The sequence below is a fragment of the Thermus sp. KWY1 genome (assembly GCF_057547025.1).
The window spans coordinates 1-8,880 of record NZ_BAAJPG010000028.1; the positions used below are offsets into that span (position 1 = coordinate 1).

17 protein-coding genes, 1 tRNA gene and 1 pseudogene are annotated in these 8,880 nt (G+C 65.6%); 17 read left to right on the forward strand and 2 right to left on the reverse strand.

Going from position 1 to position 8,880, the window contains the following annotated elements:
* Positions 1-163: 163 nt before the first annotated feature.
* The 17 genes from AC27GT_RS08605 (at position 164) to AC27GT_RS08685 (ending at position 8,465) form a co-directional block, all read left to right on the forward strand.
* On the forward strand, positions 164-547 hold the full coding sequence (locus AC27GT_RS08605; protein WP_487223952.1) for a hypothetical protein: 384 nt from the start codon (positions 164-166) through the stop codon (positions 545-547).
* An 11-nt stretch (positions 548-558) separates the two neighbouring features.
* Positions 559-1,074 carry a hypothetical protein gene (locus AC27GT_RS08610; RefSeq protein ID WP_267262091.1) on the forward strand — a complete coding sequence of 172 codons (516 nt, stop codon included), beginning with the start codon at positions 559-561 and terminating at the stop codon, positions 1,072-1,074.
* 8 nt (positions 1,075-1,082) lie between these two features.
* Positions 1,083-1,958, forward strand: a complete 876-nt coding sequence (locus tag AC27GT_RS08615) for a hypothetical protein (RefSeq protein ID WP_487223953.1) — start codon at positions 1,083-1,085, stop codon at positions 1,956-1,958.
* An 11-nt stretch (positions 1,959-1,969) separates the two neighbouring features.
* A complete protein-coding gene (locus tag AC27GT_RS08620; protein WP_487223954.1) occupies positions 1,970-2,365 on the forward strand; it encodes a hypothetical protein in 396 nt (131 codons plus the stop codon).
* Positions 2,366-2,367: 2 nt separating this feature from the next.
* Entirely contained in the window at positions 2,368-2,622 is a 255-nt protein-coding gene (locus AC27GT_RS08625; protein WP_487223955.1) for a hypothetical protein, read from the forward strand.
* Positions 2,619-3,221 (forward strand): hypothetical protein, encoded by a 603-nt coding sequence (locus AC27GT_RS08630; RefSeq protein ID WP_487223956.1) that lies wholly within the window; start codon positions 2,619-2,621, stop codon positions 3,219-3,221. Before AC27GT_RS08625 ends, AC27GT_RS08630 begins: the two co-directional genes overlap by 4 nt.
* Positions 3,221-3,445, forward strand: coding sequence for a hypothetical protein (locus AC27GT_RS08635; RefSeq protein WP_126164491.1), 225 nt, complete (start codon positions 3,221-3,223; stop codon positions 3,443-3,445). Before AC27GT_RS08630 ends, AC27GT_RS08635 begins: the two co-directional genes overlap by 1 nt.
* Entirely contained in the window at positions 3,435-3,737 is a 303-nt protein-coding gene (locus AC27GT_RS08640; protein WP_487223957.1) for a hypothetical protein, read from the forward strand. The genes AC27GT_RS08635 and AC27GT_RS08640 overlap by 11 nt, the downstream gene beginning before the upstream one ends.
* Positions 3,738-3,745: 8 nt before the next feature.
* Positions 3,746-3,979, forward strand: coding sequence for a hypothetical protein (locus AC27GT_RS08645; protein ID WP_124105057.1), 234 nt, complete (start codon positions 3,746-3,748; stop codon positions 3,977-3,979).
* Positions 3,976-4,404: a hypothetical protein gene (locus tag AC27GT_RS08650; protein WP_487223958.1), complete on the forward strand. Its 429-nt coding sequence runs from the start codon at positions 3,976-3,978 to the stop codon at positions 4,402-4,404. The genes AC27GT_RS08645 and AC27GT_RS08650 overlap by 4 nt, the downstream gene beginning before the upstream one ends.
* Positions 4,401-4,526, forward strand: coding sequence for a hypothetical protein (locus AC27GT_RS08655; protein WP_487223959.1), 126 nt, complete (start codon positions 4,401-4,403; stop codon positions 4,524-4,526). Before AC27GT_RS08650 ends, AC27GT_RS08655 begins: the two co-directional genes overlap by 4 nt.
* A gap of 3 nt (positions 4,527-4,529) precedes the next feature.
* Complete coding sequence (locus AC27GT_RS08660; RefSeq protein ID WP_487223960.1) at positions 4,530-4,721, forward strand: hypothetical protein; 192 nt, start codon at positions 4,530-4,532, stop codon at positions 4,719-4,721.
* Positions 4,700-5,152 carry a hypothetical protein gene (locus AC27GT_RS08665; RefSeq protein ID WP_487223961.1) on the forward strand — a complete coding sequence of 151 codons (453 nt, stop codon included), beginning with the start codon at positions 4,700-4,702 and terminating at the stop codon, positions 5,150-5,152. Before AC27GT_RS08660 ends, AC27GT_RS08665 begins: the two co-directional genes overlap by 22 nt.
* A 38-nt stretch (positions 5,153-5,190) precedes the next feature.
* Positions 5,191-6,165: a hypothetical protein gene (locus tag AC27GT_RS08670; RefSeq protein ID WP_487223962.1), complete on the forward strand. Its 975-nt coding sequence runs from the start codon at positions 5,191-5,193 to the stop codon at positions 6,163-6,165.
* A 9-nt stretch (positions 6,166-6,174) separates the two neighbouring features.
* On the forward strand, positions 6,175-7,254 hold the full coding sequence (locus AC27GT_RS08675; RefSeq protein ID WP_487223963.1) for a hypothetical protein: 1,080 nt from the start codon (positions 6,175-6,177) through the stop codon (positions 7,252-7,254).
* Positions 7,255-7,482: 228 nt separating this feature from the next.
* Positions 7,483-8,196: a transglycosylase SLT domain-containing protein gene (locus tag AC27GT_RS08680; RefSeq protein WP_487223964.1), complete on the forward strand. Its 714-nt coding sequence runs from the start codon at positions 7,483-7,485 to the stop codon at positions 8,194-8,196.
* A complete protein-coding gene (locus tag AC27GT_RS08685; protein WP_487223965.1) occupies positions 8,193-8,465 on the forward strand; it encodes a hypothetical protein in 273 nt (90 codons plus the stop codon). The genes AC27GT_RS08680 and AC27GT_RS08685 overlap by 4 nt, the downstream gene beginning before the upstream one ends.
* Positions 8,466-8,532: 67 nt before the next feature.
* Here AC27GT_RS08685 and AC27GT_RS08690 read toward each other — a convergent pair.
* Positions 8,533-8,609, reverse strand: a tRNA-Ile gene (locus AC27GT_RS08690).
* Between the two features lie 74 nt (positions 8,610-8,683).
* Positions 8,684-8,880 (reverse strand): annotated as a pseudogene (locus tag AC27GT_RS08695) (transposase); the annotation flags it as partial.

Sequence of the window (8,880 nt, forward strand, 5' to 3'; positions counted from 1 at the left end):
ACTTCGCCCGGGCGAAGTGCCCGGGCGAAGCGGCCCAAAACTCCCAAGCGCCCCGGCGTATCTCCGGGGCGCTTCGCTCTTTATTCCGCCCCCGCCCCCGCCTACCGTGGGCGGCAGAAGGAGGAGGTGAATGGCGGACACGGCGGCAATCGCGGCGCAGGACATGCGCAAGCTGGCCTCCACCAGCAACCCCCTGGAAGTGGTCCAAAACCCCATCGTGGTGAGCGTGAGCGTGGGGGTGCTAGGGGCTTATCTGGCGCGGAAGGCGCTCTATACGTCCAGGCGCGACCTCTTTGGCTGGGCGGCGAAGGGCGAGGACGGGCGTATCCACTACTACGCGGTGGGTCCGGACGGAAAGCTCGACACCAGCAAGGAGGTCCCGAACGCCCGGACCAACAGGGTGTTGCTCAACCTGGGCGGGGTTATCCTCGGCTCCATCCTAATCAACAACAAGCTGACCGAGGACCCCATGGTGGACTACATCGGCTTAGGCGTGGCGGCCGGTTCCTTCGCGAACCTGGTCATGGCGATTTTGGACATTGACTAAGGAGGTAAAGGATGCAGGAGGCTTTTGAGCGGATCAAGCGGCTTCGGCCCGGGGCCCGCCCCATCACCATCCTGAGGAGCGGCCCCGAGTTCCAGGCGTACGGCGGCAGGCAGAAGGTGAAGGTGGGCGAGTTCGTGGTGCCCTCGGGGGCCACTTGGGTCTTTCCCAACCCCGTCCCCGTGGTCCTCAAGCTCTACGATTCCGGCGGCAACCAGCTGCCCCACACCACGGACGTTTTCTTCGCCCGGCGCACCAAGGGCTTTGACTTCCCCGAGTTTTTGGTCAAGGCCCAGTACGCTTCGTACTACGACCTCTCCGAGGCCCAGCAGCGGGACGCCAAGTTCTACCAGAACATCCTGCAGACCGCGAGCCCACTTTACGCCCCTACCCCGCCCCAGGGCATCGTGCTGCGGGAGGGGGACACCCTGGAGATCTACGTGGAGACCGACCCCGGCATCACCGTGAACCTCAACGACTCCCGCACCCGCATTGAGCTGCCCGTGGGCGTGGACAACTCCAACGTGTAGGAGGGACTATGGCGCTCTTGGATAGCCTTCGCAACGCGGTTCGGAGGGGCCTCGGGGTGTTCCAGGACGCCCCTTCCGCCCCCTCCCCCGCGCCTCAGCCGCAGCCCCAGCCGGCGCGGCCCGCTCCGGCGGCGGTCCAGGCCTCGGGGTGGCAGTTCGCCTGGATTGACAACGAGGACTTTGACGCCACCGGCCTGGCCTACCGCCCCAATGAGTATTTCGCCCTGGCCAAGATGCGCACCCCGGACACGGCCCACTTCCGCATCCTGGCGGGAGAGCGGCGCCTGCGCATCTACCTGAAGGGCCTGGCCGCCTTCGCGGGCCAGAATCTGGCCACGGCCCAGGCCCGCACCGTCACCCTGCCCTACCTCATCCCCTCCTTGCAGGTGGCCCCTACCCTGCCCTCCACCTACCACCCAGACGTGGCTGTCTGGGCCAAGGTGGGCGGGGTGTGGCAGCGGTGCCAGATCAATGCCGTCAACTACGCTGGCCAGCAAGTGACCTTCGTGGAGCCCGCCGGCGTGACCGGCACCCAGGACATTGAGGTCTACTACACCCACGCTGACGGGCAGTTCCGCCTCCGGGTGGCCCGGGACGGGGGCGGGGTGGACGACAGCGTGGCCACCGTCTTCAACCAGTCCTTCTCCACCATGCACAGCGTGGACCAGAACAACCTGGAGACCATGCTGGCCTGGCCTCAGCAGGTGGAGCTGGTGCCGGGCACCCGCCTTCTCCTGGAGGTCTTCACCACCCAGGTGCCCATGGTCTGGAACGAGCGGGCCGGCCACTACATCCAGATCGCCGCCATGGGCCGGCGAGTGGAGGTGCTGGACAAGGGCCGCCTCTTGCGCCTCGCAGAGCTGGAGAACCGGGGCGGCCTCTGAGGGGGGTGGCCATGCCGTTCGGCCTTTCTGAAGCCTATTCTCCCAGCCTTTCGGGGTACACGCCCCCCTACGCCCTCTTGGACTCTGGGGCTTCGGGGTCCTCGGGGTTCGGCCTCTCCAACTCCTACACCCTTCCCCTTACGGGGGGCGTTTCCGGGAGCGCTGGAGACACCCCCCTCTGGGCCCAGATCTTTGGCGGGCTGGGCCAGATTGGGAGCCTCATTGACCCCTACATCCTGACCGAGCAGGAACGCCTGCAGTACCAGCTGCAGCTCGCCCAGGCCCAGGCGGAAGCGGCCAAAGCACAAGCCGCGAGCGTCCAAGCGCAGCCCGCGGTGCCCGTGTGGGTCTGGGTCCTGGTGGGCCTCGGGGTGGTCCTCCTGCTGGTCTTTGCGTTGAAGGAGTGAGCATGGACGTCATTGGCGGGCTCATCGGTGGGGTCACCAACCTGCTGGACGACTTCATCTTCACGGATGAGGAGCGCATGGCCCTGGAGGCCCAAAGGGCGGCCGCCCAGGCCCAGCTGGAAGCGTCCCGCTTGGCCCAAGAGCGGGCCATGTTGGAGGCCGCCGCCCGAGCCCGCCAGGCCCAGGCCCTCACCGTGGCCGCCGTCACCGTAGGAGCGGCGCTGGTGGTGGCCGTGCTGGTTTGGAGGTGGACATGAGCGAGAACACCCTTTTGGGGATTGCGGCGATAGGAGCGGTGGCCGTGGGAGGACTCATCGCCTGGAGGATGACCGATCCCAACAGGCAGCGTGTGCCGTACGCCCCGGCCCAGCCTGTCGTGCCCCCCTCCTCTCAACCGGTTTTGCCTCCTTCCTCTCAACCCATTTCTACCCCGACCCCCCAAACCCCCACCATCACCAAGGGGCAGCTTTGCGCGGACCTGAAAGCAAAACTGCAAAAGCTCCAGTCTGCCGCGGACGATGTGAAGAAGAAGATGAACGACCTGGTGGCCAAGGGGTCCAGCGCGGATACGAACTGCTGGAGCTATGCCAAGCGCGAGGCTTGTGTGAACACTTTTTTGGGGGAATTTTGTAACCCCCTTGGAACTGCTAATGGCAACTACAACGCCTGCATGGACTACGTGAAGGGGCAGGGGCCCCGGCCGGGAAATCTCTTCAACTACGACGACTCCCGGGCGGTGGACCAGGCGGCCCAGCAGTACGCGGCCCTGAAAGGCGAGCTGGAGACCTACCAGGCTCAGATTGAGGGGGTCAAGAAGCAGCTGCAGCAGCTGGCCACGGAGGGGGTGGTCTGCTGATGGAGTGGAAGGACGTCCTGGACATGGGCTTGGGGGCAGTGGCCTTTGCGGCGTTCCTGAAGCTCGTGTTCCGGGATGTGGCCGAGGTGCGGGAGCGTTTGGCCCGGATAGAGGAGAACGGCCGCCGGCAGGCCTACTACCTCTCCCGGGTGGCGAACGCCATGGAGGCCCAGGCTTACCGGCAGGGCCTTCGGGTGAGGGAGGTGAAAGAGGATGGAAAGTAGAGCGCTTTTGCTGGCCCTTTTGGGCTTTGGCGTGGCCGGCTATCTGGCGTATCAGCTGGCCAAGGGGCAGGGGCAGGCTATCGCCGGGCAGACGCCGAAGCAGTCGGAAGCTCCCCCGGCCCAGACCGAAACCCCTCCCGTGGTGGTGGACGACTTCGGCGGCCAGCCGCCCTTTGGGCTGGGTAGCCTGGGGCAGGACGCCCTTTGCCGGGTAGCCCCGAGCCTCTGCGGCTGGTACAACCCGGCCTATGTGGGCAGGGCCGCCCCTCTGCCCGTGGTGCCCCTCTGGTGAGGTGACGGATGCAGGGCGCTTGGATCGTGGCGGTGGCGGTGGCGGCCGGGGCGTACGCGGGCTATGCCCTGGCCCGGCGGGGAGGGGGGCAGTCCCAGGGCGGGCAGCCTTCCCGAAGCTCCCCCCCGTCTGATCGGATCTGCCCGCAGGTGCTGGTCACGTGCCAGGACGGATCTCCTGCTCCCACCCCCTGCGATTGTGAAGGTAGGGGTGGGGTGAAGCGCGTGGGGGTGATGGTGTGAGCGTGCAGGACTTCCTACCTCAGGGGCAGGTCTGGCTCGTCTGGCTTGTTCAGGCCCTCCTCGCGGCCGGGCTCATCGCCCTTCTCTCGGGGCTCATCGTGCGGGCGGTTTCCGCCATCCCCGTGGTGGGGCCCGTCCTCGCGGCGGCCATCCGCTTGGTTTTCAGCAACTATGAGAAGTGGCTTTCTGAGAGAGTGCCACGGCTGGCTGAGCAGGCGGTCCTGGCCACCGAGGAGCGCTGGCGGAAGGTGGGGACCCAGTACGACCCTTCCGCCCGGGCGGAAGCCAAACTCCGGGAGGCCATGGAGGCCCTGCAGCAGATGGCCCCAGGCCTTCCTCGCGACATCGCCCAGCGGCAGATTGAGGCCGCCCTGGCCCGAGTGCGGGCCATGGGCATGGAGCAGAAGGCGGGAGGTGCAAAATGAACCTGAGCTTCGGTGACGGTCTTCGCTTCGGGGCAGGTTTCGTGGTGGGCGGAACCCTGATCTGGGTGGGGCTTCTCCTGGTCCTGGCCCTGATCGGGGCCCTGGTGGGCAAGAAGGAGTAGCCCATGGAGAACGGGCCCTCCTTCTGGCAGTCCTACAAGCAGGGCGTGGGCATCGCCCTCGGGGTGGCCACGGTGTACGTGGTCCTGCTTCTTTTTCTGGGCGCTTTTGTGGTGCGCCCCGCCCTTGAAAATCTGGGCAAGGGCGGCCAGGCTGGGCAAGAAGGGGGTTCTGCATGCTTAGCCTCTTGGGCATAAAACAGGAGGACCTGGCCAATCTGCCCGCGCGCCTGCAGGAGGCCTTCGGCCAGATGCGGGCGGATATGGCGTGCCTCAAGGACCAACTCGCCGCCATCCAGCGCGTCCTGGAATACGAGTTTGGGCGGCCCCGCCGGGACGTCCAAGGGCACGACCCTGCCCGCCTGCCCCTCATCGCCCAGATCGCCCCCGAGGTGGGGCGGGTGGCGGTGGTGGACGTGGCTGGCCTTTTGGGTAAGCCGGCCACCAGGGGGCACGTGGTGAACATCGGGGACGCCAAGGCCGCTCTGTGGTTCCGCTATGGCTCCGGGAGGGTGGGCCCCTACGTCCTTATGCCCGCTGCGAGTTTGGACCTCACTTTCCTCGTAGAGTCCATTGAGATCTCGGACGTGGGTGAGGGGCCGGTGGCGGTGCAGGTTTTGATGCAATGATACCCACCCGCACGTACAAGCGCGGCTCTACCTACGGCGTGGAGCTTCGCCTGGCCCCTGGACCCCGGAGCATGGGGGACACCGGGGACGGGACCTACGTTACCCTCTACGGCTACGCCTGGGCGGGCCTCTTGGACCGCGTGGAGCGGCGCTTCCGCCTCTTCCAGGCCCAGGTGCCCGGGGAAGGCCCATGGCCCCTTCACGACCCCCGGGGGCCGGGGGTAGCGGTGTGGGTGGAGGTGGAGACGCCCCCTTTGCCCCACCCCGTGGACGAGATCGCCCACATGGCCCTCGCCTTTGACCAAGCGGCCCGTCACGTGGTGGCTTACGAGCGGGGGGGCGAGGTGTGGGTGCGGCAGTGGGATCCTGTCTCGCGGGCCTTCGTCCAGCGGGGGCCCTTCCCGGGGCACGACCCCGTTCTTATCCAGGACGCCACCGCGGGCTACTACCCCCCCGACTCGGACGTCCTCCTCTTTCATCTCTCCCCTGATCGCATGAGCTTGGTGATGCGGGTCCAGCGGGAGCTGTACGCCACGGCGCACGTCGTGCAGATCTTTGACCGTCCAGTGGTGCTAGACCAGGCTGTGGCCCTTCCCTTTCAGTTGGAGCTCGTGGGGAGCTTCATGGACGAGTTGCGAGCCACGGGCTACGCCGTGCGTTCCGAGATGTATCCCGTGCGGGTGGGGGACGCCCTTGGCCCGGCTACCCTTTCCGCCCCCACCACGGGGGCCTACATTCCCGTCGTGGTCGTCCAGGACCTCGGCACCGAGGCGCTGGGTTCGGCTACCCTTTCCGCCCCCACCACGGGGGCCTACATTCCCGTCGTGGTCGTCCAAGACCTCGGCACCGAGGCGCTGGGTTCGGCCACCCTTTCCGCCCCCACCACGGGGAACTACGCCCTCGTGGTAGTTGTGGTGGACTTTACCCAGCCTAACTACTTCCCGGCCGGCTACGAAAACCTTGGCTGGGCTACCCTTTCTGCCCCCACCACGGGGAGCTACGACTTGGCATGAGGAGGAGGTATGGGAAAGATTGTCTTGCCCGGGAAAGAAATCGTGGTACCAAGGGTTGTTGCGCGCCCACTGTTGCCGCCTCCGCCGACGCTTAGTGCCCGCCTTCAGCCGCAGTACATGCACTGGCAGGTGGGGCGGTACAAGGAGCGCCTAACCTCCGGGCCTGGGGGGCTTGGGCGGGGGAAGGTTTGGGTCGTGGACAGGGAAGCCGAGCAACACAACCTTATCCTGAACCAAACCTACGATTCCCTTATGGCCCAGTACGGGTTCCGGCTCGGCATTTGGGCGGCGGTGGGAACGGGGTCAACGCCTCCAGACCCGACACAAACCGGGCTTGTAAACGAAGTCGCCCGAACACAGACCAACGAAAGCGGTGGAACGGGTACCTGGTCCTGGACCCGGGTCGCCGATGGGGTAGTTGATTTTTCCGTGACCCGAGAGTTTACCGAAACGCAGGTTGGTGGCAGCAACCTCACCGAATGGGGTTTCGCCCCGGCCCAGACGCCCACAAACAACCTAATGTCCCGTGAGCTATTCAGGGATGGGTTGGGTAACCCCGTGGTGCTCACCCTGGACGCTGACCAGCGCCTGCGCGTTACCTACAAGTGGCGGGTAACCGTCGGCCCGGTAGTAGCGCAAGACGTGTCCATAGACATCGCCAATATCGGGGTGAGGACGGGGAAGCTGTTCTTGCGGAAGTATGTGTCAACTGACGCATATCCATGGAATGCATTTGGATACTACTTTGGCGATATCGCGTTGATGTATGCTATGATTCGTGGGGACTCTATCCACAACGGGCATGTCCTCCACAACGCCGACTACCCCCCAGATTATAACGACACTGGCTTTTTTTGGTTCGGGTACTCAAAATCCCTGGCGTATCAGAGCTATGTTTTAGGTAGCAGGATGAGGAAAACCCAACCAGTCACGTGGCTCCCAAGCGAGGCCAACACGACCATTAGATTGATAGGTTTGGGGGCTACAGGGTACCCAATGGGCGTAAAACTAAACGCCGGGCAGGAGTTTACTAAAGACAACCTGCACAAACTCACCATCGGCGAATGGACTGTGACCTGGGGGCCGTGATGGTGCCGGGCGGATGGCGACAGCGTTCCTTGGTGCTTCCACAGCCAGCTCCCACCCCCGCGATGGAGGTGGCTATCCATCCTATGGCCCGTAAAAGCTTCCACCACGTGGCGGGAGGGGTATATGGCGCGGTGGCCCGATATGAGGACATCCACGCCTGCGCCTGGTACGTGGGGGGAGGCTACATAACGCTAAACCGGGGACGGCGTGTGAGGACGAGGAGCCACCATGGAGCGGAGGACGGGAGGCGGCGGCAGGGGTAGTTGGGCCCTTTGGGGCCTCGGGGCCCTGGGGGTTTTGGCCCTAATGCGGGCCGGGGCAGGTCCAGCCCGTGGCGGTGGAAGCCCTGGGCCTCCTGGAGCCTGCCCCTACCCTCCCCCAGGGCCTCCGCCCCTGGGCAAGGACCGGTGGGCCCTCGTAGACCGCATCTATTTCCGCATCATAGAGGCGAACCCCGCCTTGGCCCGGCAGTCCTGTGGGGACTGCGGGGGACGCAACCTAGCCCAGGTCGTGGCCGGGGCCCTGGCCCAGGCGGAAGGGATGGGGGTGCCCCCGGACCTGGTGGTGGCCCTGGCCCGGCGGGAGTCTTCCTTCAACCCCCACGTGGACCGGGTAAAGTACGCCTTGCAGATCAGCAACAACGGGGCCACCTGCGCCTCGGGGTCCGAGATCGGCCCGCTTCAGGTCCAACCCTGCGCCTTCCGCCAGGTGGGCATGGACCCCACCCTCCTCCTCAACATGCCCACCCCGGCCCGGGTGCAGTACGCCACGGCGGCGGGGATCCGCTACCTGGCCTGGCTTCGGGGGCAGTTCCCCACGTGGTGCGATGTCCTGCACGCCTACAACCGGGGGCCCACCGCCTACCGGAGGGGCGAGCGCAACGACGCGTATGTGGGCCAGATCCTGGCCTGGGCGTCTGAGTATTCGGAGCTAAGGGTATGAGCAGGATTCCATGGGGCATCCTCATCATGTTCGCCGCCCTTGGCCTGGCTTTCGCCCTGGCCGGCCTTTCCTGGTGGTTGTTGTTCGTGGTGGGGCTAGCCCTTTGGCTGGCCGCGGTGGAGTATCTGGCCGTGCGGCGCACGGGCCTCACCATCTCGGGGCAGTTCCTGCAGTGGGCACGGCGGCACCCCTGGGCTGCCGGGGCCATGGCGGCCCTATTGGGGGCAGCGGTGGGGTACCTCATCTACCATTTGGCGACCGGCTATTAGGTGTCATGTAGGTGTAAAAGGTCAATCCCCCGGGGTCTTTCACCCGGGGGTTTTCTCGTTCTCATCGTGGTGGGCGATGGTGGACTTGAACCACCGACCTCACGCTTATCAGGCGTGCGCTCTGACCAGCTGAGCTAATCGCCCCCGCACGCAAAAATTAGCTTAACGAGGGGAAGCCTTTCCGTCAAGATACCAGAGGCCTACCCCAGACTTGACCGTTATACCGCATAGAGCCCCAGGAACCTGAGGGCGGAGAGGGGATGGAAGGAGAAGGTCTCCAGGGCCGCCTTCTTCTTCCGCACCCCCCTGCGGTACAGCAGGGACACCAGAAAGGCCCGGAGGACCGCCAAGACTTGCGCCCCCACGCCCCGCACCTGGCAGGCGTCCTCATGGAGGAGGACGTCCCGTACCCAAA

Excerpts from the sequence above, each read along its gene's own strand:
- AC27GT_RS08605 (WP_487223952.1), top strand. The coding sequence starts at position 164 with ATGCGCAAGCTGGCCTCCACCAGCAACCCCCTGGAAGTGGTCCAAAAC.
- AC27GT_RS08610 (WP_267262091.1), top strand. The coding sequence starts at position 559 with ATGCAGGAGGCTTTTGAGCGGATCAAGCGGCTTCGGCCCGGGGCCCGC.
- AC27GT_RS08615 (WP_487223953.1), top strand. The coding sequence starts at position 1,083 with ATGGCGCTCTTGGATAGCCTTCGCAACGCGGTTCGGAGGGGCCTCGGG.
- AC27GT_RS08620 (WP_487223954.1), top strand. The coding sequence starts at position 1,970 with ATGCCGTTCGGCCTTTCTGAAGCCTATTCTCCCAGCCTTTCGGGGTAC.
- AC27GT_RS08625 (WP_487223955.1), top strand. The coding sequence starts at position 2,368 with ATGGACGTCATTGGCGGGCTCATCGGTGGGGTCACCAACCTGCTGGAC.
- AC27GT_RS08630 (WP_487223956.1), top strand. The coding sequence starts at position 2,619 with ATGAGCGAGAACACCCTTTTGGGGATTGCGGCGATAGGAGCGGTGGCC.
- AC27GT_RS08635 (WP_126164491.1), top strand. The coding sequence starts at position 3,221 with ATGGAGTGGAAGGACGTCCTGGACATGGGCTTGGGGGCAGTGGCCTTT.
- AC27GT_RS08640 (WP_487223957.1), top strand. The coding sequence starts at position 3,435 with ATGGAAAGTAGAGCGCTTTTGCTGGCCCTTTTGGGCTTTGGCGTGGCC.
- AC27GT_RS08645 (WP_124105057.1), top strand. The coding sequence starts at position 3,746 with ATGCAGGGCGCTTGGATCGTGGCGGTGGCGGTGGCGGCCGGGGCGTAC.
- AC27GT_RS08655 (WP_487223959.1), top strand. The coding sequence starts at position 4,401 with ATGAACCTGAGCTTCGGTGACGGTCTTCGCTTCGGGGCAGGTTTCGTG.
- AC27GT_RS08660 (WP_487223960.1), top strand. The coding sequence starts at position 4,530 with ATGGAGAACGGGCCCTCCTTCTGGCAGTCCTACAAGCAGGGCGTGGGC.
- AC27GT_RS08665 (WP_487223961.1), top strand. The coding sequence starts at position 4,700 with ATGCTTAGCCTCTTGGGCATAAAACAGGAGGACCTGGCCAATCTGCCC.
- AC27GT_RS08675 (WP_487223963.1), top strand. The coding sequence starts at position 6,175 with ATGGGAAAGATTGTCTTGCCCGGGAAAGAAATCGTGGTACCAAGGGTT.
- AC27GT_RS08680 (WP_487223964.1), top strand. The coding sequence starts at position 7,483 with ATGGAGCGGAGGACGGGAGGCGGCGGCAGGGGTAGTTGGGCCCTTTGG.
- AC27GT_RS08685 (WP_487223965.1), top strand. The coding sequence starts at position 8,193 with ATGAGCAGGATTCCATGGGGCATCCTCATCATGTTCGCCGCCCTTGGC.